Consider the following 17051-nt stretch of genomic DNA (forward strand, 5'->3'; position numbering starts at 1 on the left):
CCTGGGCTTTTTCCATTCTCATATTGAGCTTTTCTGGGTGATTCTCGTCAACTGTATAAAATTTTGCTATAATAGTCTTTATGAGAATTGTGTCAGGAAACTATGGCGGTAGGCCCTTAAAAACCTTAGAAGGAAAGACCACCAGACCCACATCGGACAAGGTGCGTGGTGCCATGTTTAACATGATTGGTCCTTATTTTGACGGTGGTCGAGTTTTGGATCTTTACGCAGGAAGTGGCGGTCTGTCCATCGAGGCTATTTCTCGCGGGATGGATTCGGCAGTTCTGGTCGAGCGAGATCGGAGAGCACAAGCTGTTATCCGCGATAATATCAAGATGACAAAGGAAGAGAGCAAGTTTCAACTTCTAGCTATGGAAGCCAAGCAGGCTCTGACTAGTTTGAGCGGATCTTTTGAATTGGTCTTTTTGGATCCTCCTTATGCAGCAGAGGACATTGTGGCAGATATTACTGAGCTGTGTCAGCGTCAGCTATTGTCCCAAGATGTGATGGTGGTCTGTGAGACGGATAAGACAGTTTCTCTTCCAGAGGAAATAGCAGAGCTGGGAATTTGGAAGGAAAAAGTTTACGGAATTAGTAAGGTAACAGTGTATGTTAGATAAGATTGGATTGTTTACAGGGTCTTTTGATCCCATTACCAATGGTCATATGGATTTGATTAAGCGCGCGAGTGGACTCTTTGACACCTTGTATGTCGGAGTTTTTACCAATCCCGAAAAAAAAGGTTTGCTGACAGGACTAGAACGAAAGGCAATCCTGGAAAAACTCTTTGCGAGCAAGGAGAATATCAAGGTTATTCTATCTGAAAATGAACTGGTAGTTGATGTTGCCAAGCGTTACGGAGTGACTCACTTGGTTCGTGGACTGCGTAATGCGATCGATTTGGAATACGAATCTAGTTTTGATTTTTACAATCGCAATCTAGCATCAGATTTGGAGACGATCTACCTGATTGCTAAACCAGAACTCAAGTTTGTATCGTCCAGTCAAGTGCGAGAGTTACTGTATTTCAAACAGGATATTGGACCCTATGTGCCCACCCTAGTTTATGAGGAGATAAAAAAACATGAAGAAACACACTAAAAAAATTATTCTAATTCTATCCATTGTTGGAGCCTGCCTATTACTCTGGTTTGCTTTGCTTTTTCCGCTACCTTATTATCTAGAGAAACCCGGAGGAGCAGATGACATCCGGACAGTCTTGTCAGTGAATGGTGAGGTAGATCAGGAGGACGGTTCTTATAATTTTGTCTATATAAATGTGTCACAAGCAACAGCTGTTCAGCTCTTCGCCGCTTATTTTAATCCTCATATTGATATTTATACCGAGGAGGAAATGACCGGAGGAGCAACAAGCGAAGAATACTACCGGATTAGCCAGTATTATATGGAAACTTCCCAAAATATGGCGAAGTACCAAGGATTGACTCTGGCAGGTAAAAACGCGGAGTTAGAATTTTTTGGTGTCTATGTAATGGGACTTGCTGAAGATTCTAGCTTTCAAGGAATTCTCAATATCGCAGATACAGTGGTTAGCATAAATGGAAAGACCTTTGAAAATTCTGCTGATTTGATAGCCTATGTTGGTAGTTTAGATTTAGGGAGTGACGTAACCGTTGGTTATATTAGTAATGGACAGGAATATGAGGCAGACGGAACCATTATCAAATTAGAAAACGGAAAGAATGGTATCGGAATCAGCCTAGTGGATCACACTCAAGTGAAGACGGATCAGGAGATTACATTCCATACGGCTGGAATTGGAGGTCCAAGTGCTGGACTCATGTTTACTCTGGCAATCTATACACAATTAGCTGATCCAGATTTACGGGATGGTCGGATAATTGCAGGAACTGGAACGATTGAACAGGATGGTTCGGTCGGAGATATTGGAGGAGCAGACAAGAAAGTTATTTCAGCAGCTCAAGCTGGGGCAGAAATTTTCTTTGTTCCAAATAATCCTGTAGATGAAGAAGTCTTAAAAGAAAAACCAGATACAAAAACAAACTACGAAGAAGCTATGGAAGCGGTGGAATCTGAAAATCTAGATATCACAGTTGTCCCTGTCACAACTGTCCAAGAAGCAATTGATTATTTGGAAAAAACACGAAAATAATACTTTGTGATTGTGGATGGTTGTATAATTTGAAGTAAAAGTCGAACAAGGATGGTTTTCTGAATTTCAGATCCGACCTTGTTCTTTTTTGGATAATGGTACTGTCTCCATTATAACGCATTCAGCTATGTAAAAACCTCTTTCCTTTCCTACTTCAGGAGGAGGAAAAGTTGAAAAAATCTGTTACAATAGAGGAGAAAGGATTCTATCTATGAGAAAAGTTCAACTTTTTTTACTTCTAGAGAGCATTGTATTTACTCTAGCGCTTTTTGATGTAGTGGCTAGTGAAACATCTCGAGTCATATTGATTTTTGCTGTCTTACTTGTAACAACTTGGTATGTGACAGGGAGGAAGTTTAACAGTTCCTTACTATCTAGCGCTTTTCTTCTCTTTTTCTTGGTTTTTGCTCTTAATCCTTATTTTATTTTAGGAATTCTCTTTTTAATCGTATATATTTTGATTAACTTTTTCTCTCGTAACGAAAAACGGAATCAATATACGCACATCTTATTAGATGACGAATCAATGGAGCCACTCCGTCAAAAAAACCAATGGTGGGGGAACCAAGAACATTCTCAAGATCATTATGGATTTGAAGATATCAATATTATTCGTCTATTTGGTAATGATGTAGTCGACTTGGATGAAACAGTTTTGGTTGGTCGTGATAATGTTGTTATCATTCGCAAGACCTTTGGTCGGACAAAGATTATTTTACCGATTGATGTAGAAATTTCGCTGTCGGCAACAACTCTTTATGGTCAAGTCGGTTTCTTAGGTTTATCACGTTGGGATTTGCGTAATGAACGTTTAGCAGTGGCTAGTCCAGGTTATCAAGAGTCGCATAAGAGGGTTAAGGTAGTAGTGAATAGCCTCTATGGTGATGTGGAGGTGGTGAGAGTATGATGAGGAAAAGTGGCTTTTTTCTTCTGTTTTGGTATGCATTGCTGATAGTTCTCGTTGTTCTAGCAGCAGTATTTCCTCTCCTTAATCATTCTTTATTAGATGTCAGTCTTTGGATTTCAACAGAGCAGTTGTTGTTTACTCTTTTGTTGCTGGTAATACTACTGACCTTGTTTTTATCTATTTTGGTTCAATCGGTGAGTGTGGTATCAACTCAGGTTATGCGACAAAAAATTAGGATGATTTTGCAAAATAAAACTCTACGTAGCCAAGCTGAGGAAGACCAACTTTTATTGGACTTGTCAGATAAAGTTCGTAGTTTAACTAGACAAGTTCAATTGATTGACAATCAGGATTTGGTCAAACAAGAGGAAATTGTAGAAGGAGAGAGAAAACGAATTGCTCGTGATTTACATGACACAGTTAGTCAAGAGCTCTTTGCGACTTCTATGATTTTATCGGGTCTAGCTAGCAATCTAAAGCAAATACCTTCTGAGACGGTGTCTGACCAGCTCATTGTTGTTAAAGAAATGATTGAGACTGCTCAGCGAGATTTGAGAATATTACTCCTACATTTGAGACCGAGTGAATTAGATAGTAAAACTTTGGTAGAAGGATTTGAGTACATACTCAAAGAAGTCAGTGATAAGAGCTCTGTGCAGGTGCAGTTTATTCACGAAGTTAGGGAGCTTCCTAAATCTATCGAGGACCACCTCTTTAGGATTGCTCAAGAAATTATCAGTAATACACTTCGGCACGCTAAGGCTAAACATCTAGATATTTATTTAATTCAATCTGAATCGGAGCTTCAGCTAAAAATGACAGATGATGGTGTTGGTTTTGTCTTGTCAGATGATCGAGCAATCAGTTATGGATTACAAAATATTCAAGAACGCGTAGAGGATATGGCGGGGACCATCAAAATTCGTAGTGCCAAAGGAAAAGGAGTATCTATTGATATTCGTATTCCACTTTTGAAAGGAAAGACAGATGAACAAGATACGAGTAATGCTAGTCGATGACCATGAAATGGTGCGTTTAGGATTAAAAAGTTTTTTAAATTTGCAGTCAGACATAGAGGTTGTATCAGAGGCAAAAGACGGTCAAGAAGGGGTTGAGAGAGCTCTCCAAATCCGACCAGACATTATTGTTATGGACTTGGTTATGCCTAATATGACTGGTGTAGAAGCGACATTGGCGATCTTAGAACAATGGTCAGACGCAAAAATTTTGATACTGACTTCTTACTTAGATAATGAAAAAATTTATCCGGTTCTAGATGCAGGGGCGCGTGGATATATGCTCAAAACCTCAAGTGCTGAGGAAATTCTTCGAGCGATTCGTAAGGTGTATGGGGGCCAGTTAGCTATCGAAACTGAGGTGGAAAAGAAAGTTGAAAACCATCGCAAGCATCCAGCACTGCATGAAGATTTGACGGCTAGAGAACATGAGATACTATTACTTTTAGCCAAAGGGTATGATAATCAACGCATTGCAGATGAGTCGTTTATTTCTCTAAAGACCGTCAAAACTCATGTTTCAAATATACTCTCTAAGTTAGCTGTCAGTGATCGTACGCAGGCGGTTGTCTATGCTTTCCAACATGGCTTGGTGGAACAAGATGAGGAATAATGGTATAATGAAATTTATCTAAGTAATGAAGTGGGGAATGACAAAAAATGGATGTAAAATTAAAGTATAAGGCTAAAAAAATAAAAATTGTCTTTTTTGACATAGACGATACCTTGCGTTTAAAAGATACTGGTTATATGCCAGAATCTATCAAACAAGTCTTTGCCTCCTTGAGAAAAAAAGGGATTATGACAGGTATTGCCTCAGGACGGGCTATCTATGGGATTGTGCCTGAGATAATGGCGCTACAACCTGATTTTTTTGCTATGATTAACGGTTCTTATGTTGAAGATGCAAAAGGTAAAGTTATTCGTCAGGAAATGATTCCCACAGATATGGTGAAACAGGTAATTGATTGGACAAAAAATATCGGTATAGACTATGGTTTGATGGGGAGCCACAAAGCAGTGCTTTCTTACCGTGATGATCGTATTAGCCACACAATTGATCCAATTTATGATAATTTAGAAACTGACCCAGACTTCTATCAAGATAATGATATTTATCAAATATGGACCTTTGAGCAAGAGGGACAAGAAGTCGAATTACCTGCCGACTTAAAAGAACACATGCGTAGTGTACGTTGGGAAGCTATTTCATCAGATATCATTTTACAAGAAGCTTCAAAAGCAGCAGGTGTTGCAGCTGTTGTAGAACATTTAGGTCTGAAGCCAGAAAATGTTATGGTATTTGGGGACGGGCTCAATGACCTAGAAGTATTTGATTACGCAGGTATTAGTATCGCTATGGGGAATTCCCATCCAGATTTAGCAGCTAAGGCTGATTACATCACAAAAAAAGTAGAAGAAGATGGCATCTTTGATGCCTTGGAGAAATTAGGAATGGTAGAAAAAGAGAAGTATTATCCGCAAGTCGAAATTGAAACAGCTGAAGGACCGGTTGCTTATGTTAAAACAAATCATGGAACGATGAAAATTAAGCTATTTCCAGAGATTGCTCCCAAAACAGTTGCAAACTTCATCGCATTAGCGAAAGATGGTTACTATGATGGAGTTATTTTCCACCGTATTATTAAAGATTTTATGATTCAAGGAGGGGACCCCACTGGAACAGGTATGGGGGGTGAATCTATATATGGAGCAGCATTTGAAGACGAATTTTCGATGGAAGCCTTTAATATAAGAGGTGCCCTGTCTATGGCTAATGCTGGACCAAATACTAATGGTAGTCAATTTTTCATTGTACAAAATACAAGTCTCCCATACTCTAAAAAAGAATTAGAGCGCGGTGGATGGCCTTCTGAAATAGCAGAGCTATATGCGGAAAATGGAGGAACACCACACTTAGATAACCGTCATACAGTATTTGGTCAATTACTAGATAATGAATCGTATACAGTACTCGATGCTATTGCAAGTGTTGAAACAGGGGTTATGGACAAACCAGTAGAAGATGTTGTCATCGAAACCATCGAAATCAAGGATGAAGATTAAGATGAAAATTGGTGATAAAATAAAAGGAAAGGTAACAGGTATTCAACCGTATGGAGCCTTTGTTGAATTAGAAGATGGCAGTAGCGGACTAATTCATATCTCAGAAATTAAGACAGGTTATGTAGACAATATTTTTGAGATAGTTAAGATTGGACAGGAAATCTTAGTTCAAGTTGTTGATTTGGACGAATATACAGGAAAATCTAGTCTATCTCTGCGTACGTTAGAGGAAGAAAAACAAAAAATTCCTCGTCATCACCGCTTTACTAATGAACGGCACAAAATCGGCTTCGCTCCCCTAGCAAAAAAGCTTCCCCAGTGGACCAAGGAAGCTAAAGAATATTTGAGTAAATAACAAAAGGAAGTATTTGAAGACTTCCTTTTTTGTTATTTACACTTCGAAATCATATAGGGCAGTAGATAGATAACGCTCTCCGTTATCAGGCAAGATGGCTAGTACTTTTTTACCGACGCCCAATTCTTTTGCGACTTCTATGGCAGCGTGAATTGCTGCACCAGAAGAAATTCCGACTAAGAAACCTTCTTGTCCACCGATAGCACGACCAGTAGCCAATGCATCATCTGATTTGACGCGGATAATGCCGTCATAGGCAGTTGTATCCAGTGTATCAGGGATAAAACCGGCTGAAATTCCTTGGATTTTGTGTGGACCAGGTGCCTCACCAGATAGGACAGCTGATTCATCAGCTTCTACGGCATAGATAGCAATGTTAGGGTTGGCAGCTTTCAAAACGTGTGAAACGCCAGAAACGGTACCCCCAGTACCCACACCAGATACAAAGGCATCTAGACCAGTTGCTCCAAAGTCTTCCAAAATTTCCTGTCCTGTTGTATCTTCATGAACTTTTGGATTAGAAGGATTAGCAAACTGGAATGGCACCCAGCCATTTTTCTCTTTAGCAATTTCTTGTGCCTTAGCGATAGCACCTTTCATCCCTTCGCTACCAGGAGTCAAGACAAGTTCAGCACCGTAAGCTTGGATAATCTTACGACGCTCGACGCTCATGGTTTCAGGCATAACGATAATCACCTTATACCCTTTTGCGGCACCGACCCAAGCAAGTCCGATACCGGTGTTACCACTTGTTGGCTCAACGATGGTATCTCCAGGTTTAATAATGCCAGCTTTTTCAGCATCTTCAATCATAGCCAAGGCGATACGGTCTTTAACAGAAGATCCAGGGTTAAAGGCTTCTAGTTTTACATAGACTTCTGCCGCACCTTCTGGAACGATATTGTTGAGCTTGATAATTGGTGTTTTTCCAACTAATTCAGTAATACTTTGATAAATAGCCATATGGCACCTCCAAATAATGTTATTTTACATTATATAGTAGAAAGAGAAAAAAGTATAATATAAAAAAACTATCAGGTGATAGTCTTTTTTAATGGACAGGAACTTCAACGATTCGAGAATCTGTTTTCTTTGCTGAGATTTTTCCATGGTAAAAATCTGTCAGACTAGCAAGTGTCTGGTCAAGAAATTCTTTATCAACAAAAATCATGGTTTCGACATCGGTTGTAAATTGAGTATCGAATTCATCTAAGCCTTGCTCTGCTCTCCAATTGGCAAACTCTTGATATTGGGTATAAGACATGCTGATAGAAATGCCCTCTTGCTCCTTTACTTCTACAATTCCAATTTCCTTAACCGCATTGGCAACAGCTCCTGCATAAGCACGGATTAGTCCACCAGCCCCCAGTTTTATACCACCAAAATACCGAGTAACAACTGTCGCGACATTTGTCAGTTCATGATTTTCCAAAACAGTCAACATTGGAACGCCAGCAGTCCCAGATGGCTCGCCGTCATCAGAGGAACGCTTGATTTCCATATTTTCTCCAAGGACAAAAGCAGAGCAGTTATGGGTAGCCTTGTAATGTTCTTTTTTTATCTTGTTGATAAAGTCGCGAGCTTCCACCTCGCTAGTCACTCGTTTCATAAAACAGATAAAACGTGATTTTTTGATTTCTTCTTCAATTACACCGTCTTCTTTGATTGTCTTAAATTCTTTCATATCCAAATTGTACTAATTTTTTTCAAAACTGACAAGAAATTCCGAATAAATAAGTGATGAAAGAACTAGAAAATTACTATGGAAGACTCTTTACCAAATACCAATTAACTGCTAGTGAACGAGAAAAGGCAGTCAACATCTCAAGTCTAACAGAAAATAAGGTATGTTTCCGCTGTGGAACACCTTTCGAGGAAGAAAATAAATTACCAAATGCAACTTACTATTGTAGGAACTGCATCCTTTTGGGAAGAGTACGGTCGGATGAACAGCTTTATTATTTTCCACAAAAAGCCTTTCCCCAAAATTCTTGTCTAAAATGGAAAGGACAATTAACCGATTGGCAGCAAAGAATTTCAGATGGTCTTCGTGCAAATGTTGAAAAAAGAAAAGCTACCCTAGTTCATGCAGTGACAGGAGCAGGAAAAACGGAGATGATCTATCATACCCTTGCTTCAGTCATCGATAAGGGTGGGGCAGTCTGCCTAGCTAGTCCTCGGATTGATGTCTGTATCGAACTCTATAAACGTTTGCAAAATGACTTTACTCTTCCTATCAGCTTGTTACATGGAGAATCAGAGCCTTATTTTCGTACACCGCTTGTAGTAGCCACTACCCATCAGTTACTAAAATTTTATCAGGCTTTTGATCTGGTCTTGATTGATGAAGTGGATGCCTTCCCCTATGCAGATAATCCCATGCTCTATCGAGCAGTCGACAATGCAGTAAAAACAGATGGTGTCCAAGTCTTTTTGACGGCAACTTCAACAGATGAACTGGAGAAAAAGGTCAAGACAGGTAAATTAGAACGCCTTAGCTTGCCCAGACGATTTCATGGAAATCCTCTGGTTGTACCTCAAAAGATTTGGTTTTCGAAATTTGATAGCTATTTAAAGAAGAATAAACTCCAACCAAAATTAGCAAAGGCTATTCAAGAACAACGAAAGTCAGGCTTTCCTTTACTCCTTTTTGTACCAGAAATTTCAAAAGGTCAAGAATTTGCAACAATAATGAAAAAAGAATTTCCAAGAGAAGTAATTGGCTTTGTTTCAAGTCAGACTGACAATCGGCTTGAAATAGTAGAAGGATTTCGTAACAAAGAAATCAGTATCTTGATTTCGACAACCATCCTCGAACGTGGGGTGACCTTTCCAGGTGTAGATGTCATAGTTGTCCAAGCCAATCATTATCTCTATAGCTCATCTAGTTTGGTACAGATTGCTGGACGTGTCGGCAGGAGCATGGATCGTCCAACAGGCCTCCTTCAATTTTTCCATGAGGGTTCTACTCGCTCGATTGAAAAAGCCATTGCAGAAATCAAACAAATGAACAAGGAGGCTGGCTATGTCTAACTGTCTACTTTGCGACCAAGCCATGAAAATAAAGACGAGATTTTCGAATCTTATCTTCTTTAGTAAAGCACAGTCGGGAGTTTGTAGCGATTGCTTTTCGACTTTTGAGGAAATAGCAGAGCAACACTGTCCGTGTTGTTCTAAAAGCGGAGAGTCAACAATCTGCCAAGATTGTCAGTATTGGCAAAAACAAGGCAAAACAGTTTCTCACATAGCCTTGTTTAAATACAATGATGAAATGGCAAACTATTTCAGTCGCTACAAATTTCAAGGTGATTATTTATTAAGAAAAGTTTTTGCTAAAGAGCTTATACTTTATTTTAAACAATGGGAAGGTTACACCATTGTTCCCATACCACTTGGTCAGAGGCGTTTAGAAGAAAGAGGCTTTAATCAAGTTACAGCCCTATTAGATGAGGCTGGCCTTCCCTACCGTAGCCTATTAGGGAAAGAAGATGTTGATAAACAATCGGCTAAAAGCAGAACAGAACGATTGAAAATCAGGCAGCCATTCTATCTTATAGCGGAAACACCGCTACCAGAAAATATTTTACTGGTAGATGATATCTATACAACTGGCGTCACAATTCAGTTAGCTAAGGAAATTCTTATGAAAAATGGAGCGAAAACAGTCAAAAGTTTTTCAATTGCGCGTTAGCAAACGCTTGCAAAAATATTTTTTAGTGGTATAATGAAAGTGAAGAAAGGCGAAAGCCTAGAAAGAGGTATATCCTATGATTAAATTCAGTATTCGTGGAGAAAATTTGGAAGTTACAGAAGCACTTCGTAGTTATGTAGAAGAAAAAGTGGCTAAAATCGAGAAGTACTTCCATGCTGATCAAGAATTGAGTGCAAAAGTTAACCTTAAAGTCTATCGAGACAAACGTTCAAAGGTTGAAGTGACAATTCCAGTTGGTTCAATCACTCTTCGTGCAGAAGATGTTTCGCAAGATATGTATGGTTCGATTGATTTAGTTGTCGATAAGATTGAGCGTCAAATTCGCCGGAATAAAACTAAAATCGAGAAAAAAAATCGACAAAAACTTCCGACTGGTCAAATTTTCCGAGATGACCTTGCCGATCAAGCAGATGAAGAAGTAAAAATTGTTCGTACTAAGCAGGTTGATTTAAAACCAATGGATATTGAAGAAGCAATTCTACAATTAGAATTGCTAGGGCATGATTTCTTTATCTACACAGATGCGAAGGATGCAACAACAAATGTCATCTATAAACGAGAAGATGGCGATCTTGGATTGTTAGAAGTTAGACAATAAAATAAGAGTCTCCTGAAAAAGGAGGCTTCTATTTTACTTGACAATCAGCTATTAAATATAGTAGATTTTTTAAGCTTTCAATTGGAAGAAATTATTTCTTCTCGCGTTGTAAAATGAAGTGCAACAAAAAAGACATGTTCGTCTGATATACTAGAATTCCCCAACTCAGTATAGAAAGCAGATAAACATGTCCAACTCTAATTCTACCAAAAAACGGTCTTATTCACACCTTTCAGCCTCAGAACGCGGCGAAATTTCTGCCTATCTTAAAATGGGGAAAAAGCCGGCTGAGATTGCTCGTCTTCTAGGTCGTCATCGTTCAACTATTTGCCGCGAAATGAAACGTGGTACTGTAGATCAGGTGCAAGAAAAGAATGGGAAGCGAGTCTATTACAAGGCCTATTTCGCTGATAGCGGGCAAAGAGCCTATGAAACTAGGCGCCAAAACTGCACTTACCGTAAGTTGGATTACTGTTCTGAGAGTTTCATTGAACAATTGGAAGAAGCATTGAAAACAAGAGTTCGGCTACATAGCGTAGACAGCTTTGTTCAAACTTATAAAACAGCACATCCTGAGGAGCTTATTCTCTCAACTAAAACAGTCTATCGCTATATCAAAGAGGGACTATTAGTTGTTAAGCCAATTGACTTACCTAAGATGGTCAGTATCCGAAGACGGTCTAAACAAAGCACTAAAACCAACAAGAAAACACTTGGTAAGTCTATTGAGGAACGTCCTGAAAGCATTAATGACCGTTCTGAATTTGGACATTGGGAGATTGATTTAGTTCTTGGTAAGAAAACCAGAGGTGAGTCTGTCGTGATGACTTTAGTAGAACGCCAAACACGCTATGCGGTCGGTGTAAAACTGGCAGATAAACAGGCGGAAACAATAAATAGTGCTGTTAATAATTTACTTATTGAGTATCCGATCATTTCCATTACAGCTGATAATGGTTCCGAGTTTAGCCTCTTATCCGATTTAGAGAAGGTTGAGATTTATTTTGTTCACCCTTACTCATCACACGAAAGAGGCACAAACGAAAATTTTAACGGTCTTCTCAGAGAATTTCTTCCTAAAGGAATGTCGCTTAATTCCTTATCAACTAACGAACTAAATCAGTATCTCACATCAATAAATGAGCGACCTAGGCGTATTCACAATTACAAAAGTGCGAAATTTCTGTTTAGGCTAGCCCAAACAGCCTAATCACCGGAACTTTAGTTATCAGTAAACTTGTTGCACTTGACTTGACAACGTGGGAAACAAAAAAAGTTTAAAAAAAGTCAAAAAAGGTGTTGACAAGAAAAATGGAGTCTGATATACTGATATAGTTGTCGCTTGAGAGAGCGGTAGACAAGACCTTTGAAAATTAAAGAAGACGAACCAAACGTGCAGGGTGATTTATCTAAAGGATAAATCGTCAATGACAAAACAAAACAATAAAACGGAAAGCTAGTCATAGCTTGAGTTTGAATCAAAACTTTTTATGAGAGTTTGATCCTGGCTCAGGACGAACGCTGGCGGCGTGCCTAATACATGCAAGTGGAACGCACTTATTTCACCGGAGCTTGCTCCACCGAGATAAGTGAGTCGCGAACGGGTGAGTAACGCGTAGGTAACCTGCCTCATAGCGGGGGATAACTATTGGAAACGATAGCTAATACCGCATAACAGTATTTACTGCATGGTAGATGCTTGAAAGAAGCAACTGCTTCACTATGAGATGGACCTGCGTTGTATTAGCTAGTTGGTGGGGTAACGGCTCACCAAGGCTTCGATACATAGCCGACCTGAGAGGGTGATCGGCCACACTGGGACTGAGACACGGCCCAGACTCCTACGGGAGGCAGCAGTAGGGAATCTTCGGCAATGGGGGCAACCCTGACCGAGCAACGCCGCGTGAGTGAAGAAGGTTTTCGGATCGTAAAGCTCTGTTGTAAGAGAAGAACGTGTGTGAGAGTGGAAAGTTCACACAGTGACGGTATCTTACCAGAAAGGGACGGCTAACTACGTGCCAGCAGCCGCGGTAATACGTAGGTCCCAAGCGTTGTCCGGATTTATTGGGCGTAAAGCGAGCGCAGGCGGTTTGATAAGTCTGAAGTAAAAGGCTGTGGCTTAACCATAGTACGCTTTGGAAACTGTCAAACTTGAGTGCAGAAGGGGAGAGTGGAATTCCATGTGTAGCGGTGAAATGCGTAGATATATGGAGGAACACCGGTGGCGAAAGCGGCTCTCTGGTCTGTAACTGACGCTGAGGCTCGAAAGCGTGGGGAGCGAACAGGATTAGATACCCTGGTAGTCCACGCCGTAAACGATGAGTGCTAGGTGTTGGGTCCTTTCCGGGACTCAGTGCCGCAGCTAACGCATTAAGCACTCCGCCTGGGGAGTACGACCGCAAGGTTGAAACTCAAAGGAATTGACGGGGGCCCGCACAAGCGGTGGAGCATGTGGTTTAATTCGAAGCAACGCGAAGAACCTTACCAGGTCTTGACATCCCGATGACCGCCCTAGAGATAGGGTTTCTCTTCGGAGCATCGGTGACAGGTGGTGCATGGTTGTCGTCAGCTCGTGTCGTGAGATGTTGGGTTAAGTCCCGCAACGAGCGCAACCCCTATTGTTAGTTGCCATCATTCAGTTGGGCACTCTAGCGAGACTGCCGGTAATAAACCGGAGGAAGGTGGGGATGACGTCAAATCATCATGCCCCTTATGACCTGGGCTACACACGTGCTACAATGGCTGGTACAACGAGTCGCAAGTCGGTGACGGCAAGCTAATCTCTTAAAGCCAGTCTCAGTTCGGATTGTAGGCTGCAACTCGCCTACATGAAGTCGGAATCGCTAGTAATCGCGGATCAGCACGCCGCGGTGAATACGTTCCCGGGCCTTGTACACACCGCCCGTCACACCACGAGAGTTTGTAACACCCGAAGTCGGTGAGGTAACCATTTAGGAGCCAGCCGCCTAAGGTGGGATAGATGATTGGGGTGAAGTCGTAACAAGGTAGCCGTATCGGAAGGTGCGGCTGGATCACCTCCTTTCTAAGGAAATGGAACCTGTACGTTAGTCTTCTTTAATTTTGAGAGGTCTTGTGGGGCCTTAGCTCAGCTGGGAGAGCGCCTGCTTTGCACGCAGGAGGTCAGCGGTTCGATCCCGCTAGGCTCCATTAACAACGAAAGTTGTTAAACTTGTCCATTGAAAATTGAATATCTATCAAACATTCCTAAACGTATGTAACAGTACGTATAGAAATAGTAACAAGAAAATAAACCGAAAACGCTGTGAATATTTAATGAGTTTTCTAATTTTAAAAAAATTAGGTTAATAAGGTTAAGTTAATAAGGGCGCACGGTGGATGCCTTGGCACTAGAAGCCGAAGAAGGACGTGACTAACGACGAAATGCCTTGGGGAGCTGTAAGTAAGCAATGATCCAGGGGTGTCCGAATGGGGGAACCCGGCAGGTTGATGCCTGTCACCCATCACTGTTAAGGTGGTGAGGAGGAAGACGCAGTGAACTGAAACATCTAAGTAGCTGCAGGAAGAGAAAGCAAAAGCGATTGCCTTAGTAGCGGCGAGCGAAACGGCAGGAGGGCAAACCAGAGAGTTTACTCTCTGGGGTTGTAGGACTGCAATGTGGACTTAAAGATTATAGAAGAACTACCTGGGAAGGTAGGCCAAAGAGAGTAATAGCCTCGTATTCGAAATAGTCTTTATACCTAGCAGTATCCTGAGTACGGCGAGACACGCGAAATCTCGTCGGAATCTGGGAGGACCATCTCCCAACCCTAAATACTCTCTAGTGACCGATAGTGAACCAGTACCGTGAGGGAAAGGTGAAAAGTACCCCGGAAGGGGAGTGAAATAGAACCTGAAACCGTGTGCCTACAACAAGTTCGAGCCCGTTAATGGGTGAGAGCGTGCCTTTTGTAGAATGAACCGGCGAGTTACGATATGATGCGAGGTTAAGTTGAAGAGACGGAGCCGTAGGGAAACCGAGTCTTAATAGGGCGGATTAGTATTATGTCGTAGACCCGAAACCATGTGACCTACCCATGAGCAGGTTGAAGGTGCGGTAAGACGCACTGGAGGACCGAACCAGGGCACGTTGAAAAGTGCTTGGATGACTTGTGGGTAGCGGAGAAATTCCAAACGAACTTGGAGATAGCTGGTTCTCTCCGAAATAGCTTTAGGGCTAGCGTCGATATGTAAGAATCTTGGAGGTAGAGCACTGTTTGGATGAGGGGGCCATCTCGGTTTACTGATTTCAGATAAACTCCGAATGCCAATGATTCATGATCGGCAGTCAGACTGCGAGTGCTAAGATCCGTAGTCGAAAGGGAAACAGCCCAGACCACCAGCTAAGGTCCCAAAATAATTGTTAAGTGGAAAAGGATGTGGGGTTGCACAGACAACTAGGATGTTAGCTTAGAAGCAGCTATTCATTCAAAGAGTGCGTAATAGCTCACTAGTCGAGTGACCCTGCGCCGAAAATGTACCGGGGCTAAAACAATTTACCGAAGCTGTGGATAACACTAAGGTGTTATGGTAGGAGAGCGTTCTATGTGTGAAGAAGGTATACCGTGAGGAGTGCTGGAACGCATAGAAGTGAGAATGCCGGTATGAGTAGCGCAAGATGGGTGAGAATCCCATCCACCGTAAGACTAAGGTTTCCAGGGGAAGGCTCGTCCGCCCTGGGTTAGTCGGGACCTAAGGAGAGACCGAAGGGTGTATCCGATGGCCAACAGGTTGATATTCCTGTACTAGAGTATGAAGTGATGGAGGGACGCAGTAGGCTAACTAAAGCGGGCGATTGGAAGAGCCCGTCTAAGCAGTGAGGTGTGATATGAGTCAAATGCTTGTATCTATAACATTGAGCTGTGATGGGGAGCGAAGTTAAGTAGCGAAGTTAGTGACGTCACACTGCCGAGAAAAGCTTCTAGCGATGTATCATACTCTACCCGTACCGCAAACCGACACAGGTAGTCGAGGCGAGTAGCCTCAGGTGAGCGAGAGAACTCTCGTTAAGGAACTCGGCAAAATGACCCCGTAACTTCGGGAGAAGGGGTGCTCAGCTAGACTGAGCCGCAGTGAATAGGCCCAAGCAACTGTTTATCAAAAACACAGCTCTCTGCTAAATCGTAAGATGATGTATAGGGGGTGACGCCTGCCCGGTGCTGGAAGGTTAAGAGGAGGGTTTAGCGCAAGCGAAGATCTGAATTGAAGCCCCAGTAAACGGCGGCCGTAACTATAACGGTCCTAAGGTAGCGAAATTCCTTGTCGGGTAAGTTCCGACCCGCACGAAAGGCGTAATGATTTGGGCACTGTCTCAACGAGAGACTCGGTGAAATTTTAGTACCTGTGAAGATGCAGGTTACCCGCGACAGGACGGAAAGACCCCATGGAGCTTTACTGCAGTTTGATATTGAGTATCTGTACCGCATGTACAGGATAGGTAGGAGCCATTGAAGTCGGGACGTCAGTTTCGACGGAGGCGTTGTTGGGATACTACCCTTGTGTTATGGCTACTCTAACCCAGATAGGTTATCCCTATCGGAGACAGTGTCTGACGGGCAGTTTGACTGGGGCGGTCGCCTCCTAAAAGGTAACGGAGGCGCCCAAAGGTTCCCTCAGACTGGTTGGAAATCAGTCGCAGAGTGTAAAGGTATAAGGGAGCTTGACTGCGAGAGCTACAACTCGAGCAGGGACGAAAGTCGGGCTTAGTGATCCGGTGGTTCCGTATGGAAGGGCCATCGCTCAACGGATAAAAGCTACCCTGGGGATAACAGGCTTATCTCCCCCAAGAGTTCACATCGACGGGGAGGTTTGGCACCTCGATGTCGGCTCGTCGCATCCTGGGGCTGTAGTCGGTCCCAAGGGTTGGGCTGTTCGCCCATTAAAGCGGCACGCGAGCTGGGTTCAGAACGTCGTGAGACAGTTCGGTCCCTATCCGTCGCGGGCGTAGGAAATTTGAGAGGATCTGCTCCTAGTACGAGAGGACCAGAGTGGACTTACCGCTGGTGTACCAGTTGTCTCGCCAGAGGCATCGCTGGGTAGCTATGTAGGGAAGGGATAAACGCTGAAAGCATCTAAGTGTGAAACCCACCTCAAGATGAGATTTCCCATAACTTTATGTTAGTAAGAGCCCTGAGAGAAGATCAGGTAGATAGGTTGGAAGTGGAAGTGTGGCGACACATGTAGCGGACCAATACTAATCGCTCGAGGACTTATCCAAAGTAAGTAATGAAGGCGTTAAAAATTC

The 17051-nt window shown here is 42.2% G+C and carries 14 protein-coding genes, 1 tRNA gene and 2 rRNA genes; 15 read left to right on the forward strand and 2 right to left on the reverse strand.

All coding sequences use genetic code 11. The features are described from left to right. Nucleotides 1-80 precede the first annotated feature (80 nt). The 8 genes from rsmD to AC4CS8_RS02495 all read left to right on the forward strand — a co-directional run bounded on the left by rsmD (nt 81) and on the right by AC4CS8_RS02495 (nt 6479). Entirely contained in the window at nt 81-620 is a 540-nt protein-coding gene (gene rsmD / locus AC4CS8_RS02460; RefSeq protein WP_493893391.1) for a 16S rRNA (guanine(966)-N(2))-methyltransferase RsmD, read from the forward strand. Then, nucleotides 610-1101: a pantetheine-phosphate adenylyltransferase gene (gene coaD / locus AC4CS8_RS02465; RefSeq protein WP_493893392.1), complete on the forward strand. Its 492-nt coding sequence runs from the start codon at nt 610-612 to the stop codon at nt 1099-1101. The genes rsmD and coaD overlap by 11 nt, the downstream gene beginning before the upstream one ends. Next, nucleotides 1085-2134 (forward strand): SepM family pheromone-processing serine protease, encoded by a 1050-nt coding sequence (locus AC4CS8_RS02470; protein ID WP_493893393.1) that lies wholly within the window; start codon nt 1085-1087, stop codon nt 2132-2134. The genes coaD and AC4CS8_RS02470 overlap by 17 nt, the downstream gene beginning before the upstream one ends. Nucleotides 2135-2345: 211 nt before the next feature. Next, nucleotides 2346-3041, forward strand: a complete 696-nt coding sequence (gene liaF, locus AC4CS8_RS02475) for a cell wall-active antibiotics response protein LiaF (RefSeq protein WP_493893394.1) — start codon at nt 2346-2348, stop codon at nt 3039-3041. Then, the gene (locus tag AC4CS8_RS02480) at nt 3041-4060 is read left to right on the forward strand and encodes a sensor histidine kinase (RefSeq protein WP_493893862.1); all 1020 of its coding nucleotides are present in this window, start codon (nt 3041-3043) and stop codon (nt 4058-4060) included. The genes liaF and AC4CS8_RS02480 overlap by 1 nt, the downstream gene beginning before the upstream one ends. Further along, a complete protein-coding gene (locus AC4CS8_RS02485) occupies nt 4029-4670 on the forward strand; it encodes a response regulator transcription factor (protein WP_493893395.1) in 642 nt (213 codons plus the stop codon). The genes AC4CS8_RS02480 and AC4CS8_RS02485 overlap by 32 nt, the downstream gene beginning before the upstream one ends. A gap of 47 nt (nt 4671-4717) precedes the next feature. Then, nucleotides 4718-6124, forward strand: a complete 1407-nt coding sequence (locus tag AC4CS8_RS02490; RefSeq protein WP_493893396.1) for a bifunctional Cof-type HAD-IIB family hydrolase/peptidylprolyl isomerase — start codon at nt 4718-4720, stop codon at nt 6122-6124. Between the two features lies 1 nt (nt 6125). Then, nucleotides 6126-6479 (forward strand): S1 RNA-binding domain-containing protein, encoded by a 354-nt coding sequence (locus AC4CS8_RS02495; RefSeq protein WP_493893397.1) that lies wholly within the window; start codon nt 6126-6128, stop codon nt 6477-6479. A 36-nt stretch (nt 6480-6515) separates the two neighbouring features. Here the strand turns inward: AC4CS8_RS02495 and cysK are convergent, their stop codons facing one another. After that, on the reverse strand, nt 6516-7442 hold the full coding sequence (gene cysK / locus AC4CS8_RS02500; protein WP_493893398.1) for a cysteine synthase A: 927 nt from the start codon (nt 7440-7442) through the stop codon (nt 6516-6518). Between the two features lie 88 nt (nt 7443-7530). Further along, complete coding sequence (locus AC4CS8_RS02505; protein ID WP_493893399.1) at nt 7531-8163, reverse strand: YigZ family protein; 633 nt, start codon at nt 8161-8163, stop codon at nt 7531-7533. A gap of 56 nt (nt 8164-8219) precedes the next feature. Here AC4CS8_RS02505 and AC4CS8_RS02510 point away from each other — a divergent pair, with 56 nt between their 5' ends. The 7 genes from AC4CS8_RS02510 (at nt 8220) to AC4CS8_RS02540 (ending at nt 17024) form a co-directional block, all read left to right on the forward strand. Next, nucleotides 8220-9512: an ATP-dependent helicase ComFA gene (locus AC4CS8_RS02510; RefSeq protein ID WP_493893400.1), complete on the forward strand. Its 1293-nt coding sequence runs from the start codon at nt 8220-8222 to the stop codon at nt 9510-9512. Then, nucleotides 9505-10170, forward strand: coding sequence for a ComFC family protein (locus AC4CS8_RS02515; RefSeq protein WP_493893401.1), 666 nt, complete (start codon nt 9505-9507; stop codon nt 10168-10170). The genes AC4CS8_RS02510 and AC4CS8_RS02515 overlap by 8 nt, the downstream gene beginning before the upstream one ends. A gap of 76 nt (nt 10171-10246) precedes the next feature. Further along, nucleotides 10247-10789 (forward strand): ribosome hibernation-promoting factor, HPF/YfiA family, encoded by a 543-nt coding sequence (gene hpf, locus AC4CS8_RS02520; protein ID WP_493893402.1) that lies wholly within the window; start codon nt 10247-10249, stop codon nt 10787-10789. Nucleotides 10790-10976: 187 nt separating this feature from the next. Next, entirely contained in the window at nt 10977-11999 is a 1023-nt protein-coding gene (locus tag AC4CS8_RS02525; RefSeq protein ID WP_493893403.1) for an IS30 family transposase, read from the forward strand. A gap of 276 nt (nt 12000-12275) precedes the next feature. Continuing rightward, nucleotides 12276-13832: ribosomal RNA gene (locus tag AC4CS8_RS02530) — 16S ribosomal RNA — on the forward strand. A gap of 52 nt (nt 13833-13884) precedes the next feature. Continuing rightward, a tRNA-Ala gene (locus AC4CS8_RS02535) sits at nt 13885-13957 on the forward strand. Nucleotides 13958-14119: 162 nt separating this feature from the next. Beyond that, nucleotides 14120-17024: ribosomal RNA gene (locus AC4CS8_RS02540) — 23S ribosomal RNA — on the forward strand. The 16S and 23S rRNA genes sit together here with 1 tRNA gene alongside, the layout of an rRNA operon. Nucleotides 17025-17051 lie beyond the last annotated feature (27 nt).

It is taken from the genome of Streptococcus sp. NSSLK0004 (genome assembly GCF_059039125.1).

What these genes read in the sequence shown, in the direction of transcription:
- rsmD (WP_493893391.1), top strand. Translation starts at nt 81, where the DNA reads ATGAGAATTGTGTCAGGAAACTATGGCGGTAGGCCCTTAAAAACCTTA.
- coaD (WP_493893392.1), top strand. Translation starts at nt 610, where the DNA reads ATGTTAGATAAGATTGGATTGTTTACAGGGTCTTTTGATCCCATTACC.
- AC4CS8_RS02470 (WP_493893393.1), top strand. Translation starts at nt 1,085, where the DNA reads ATGAAGAAACACACTAAAAAAATTATTCTAATTCTATCCATTGTTGGA.
- liaF (WP_493893394.1), top strand. Translation starts at nt 2,346, where the DNA reads ATGAGAAAAGTTCAACTTTTTTTACTTCTAGAGAGCATTGTATTTACT.
- AC4CS8_RS02480 (WP_493893862.1), top strand. Translation starts at nt 3,041, where the DNA reads ATGAGGAAAAGTGGCTTTTTTCTTCTGTTTTGGTATGCATTGCTGATA.
- AC4CS8_RS02485 (WP_493893395.1), top strand. Translation starts at nt 4,029, where the DNA reads ATGAACAAGATACGAGTAATGCTAGTCGATGACCATGAAATGGTGCGT.
- AC4CS8_RS02490 (WP_493893396.1), top strand. Translation starts at nt 4,718, where the DNA reads ATGGATGTAAAATTAAAGTATAAGGCTAAAAAAATAAAAATTGTCTTT.
- AC4CS8_RS02495 (WP_493893397.1), top strand. Translation starts at nt 6,126, where the DNA reads ATGAAAATTGGTGATAAAATAAAAGGAAAGGTAACAGGTATTCAACCG.
- cysK (WP_493893398.1), bottom strand. Translation starts at nt 7,442, where the DNA reads ATGGCTATTTATCAAAGTATTACTGAATTAGTTGGAAAAACACCAATT.
- AC4CS8_RS02505 (WP_493893399.1), bottom strand. Translation starts at nt 8,163, where the DNA reads ATGAAAGAATTTAAGACAATCAAAGAAGACGGTGTAATTGAAGAAGAA.
- AC4CS8_RS02510 (WP_493893400.1), top strand. Translation starts at nt 8,220, where the DNA reads ATGAAAGAACTAGAAAATTACTATGGAAGACTCTTTACCAAATACCAA.
- AC4CS8_RS02515 (WP_493893401.1), top strand. Translation starts at nt 9,505, where the DNA reads ATGTCTAACTGTCTACTTTGCGACCAAGCCATGAAAATAAAGACGAGA.
- hpf (WP_493893402.1), top strand. Translation starts at nt 10,247, where the DNA reads ATGATTAAATTCAGTATTCGTGGAGAAAATTTGGAAGTTACAGAAGCA.
- AC4CS8_RS02525 (WP_493893403.1), top strand. Translation starts at nt 10,977, where the DNA reads ATGTCCAACTCTAATTCTACCAAAAAACGGTCTTATTCACACCTTTCA.